The sequence below is a fragment of the Aeromonas sp. LsrichE-8G genome (assembly GCF_022869435.1).
In the GTDB taxonomy this organism is placed as follows: Bacteria; Pseudomonadota; Gammaproteobacteria; order Enterobacterales; family Aeromonadaceae; genus Aeromonas; species Aeromonas caviae.
The window spans coordinates 1-304 of sequence record NZ_JALIHH010000262.1; the positions used below are offsets into that span (position 1 = coordinate 1).

A 304-nucleotide genomic window follows, 5' to 3' on the forward strand; every position below is an offset into this window, starting at 1 on the left:
CCTAATTTGGGATTGAGGTCTATATCGACTTCATCCTCATAAAACACCGGATTATCGGCATCACAGCGGGCCAGCGCGGCGTCGATATTCGCCATTTTTTCCTGATAGGCTGGGTCTTTTATCCGCAAGGTCGGCACGGGCCTGCGCCAGACAATGCCCATACGAGGTAACCATCGGCGGAGCGTGGAGGCTGCCACATTGAGCCCTGTTAACCGATTGATTTTTATAGCCAATAGTTCAGTACACCAACGGCTGCGCTGATAACCAAAATCTTGCGGAGAAAACTGCATGAGCAGCACCAGTA

At 51.3% G+C, this 304-nt stretch carries 1 protein-coding gene; it reads right to left on the reverse strand.

From position 1 onward, the window contains the following. A partial coding sequence (locus MUW49_RS20915; RefSeq protein ID WP_244813169.1) for a winged helix-turn-helix domain-containing protein occupies nt 1-304 on the reverse strand: 304 nt, incomplete at both ends.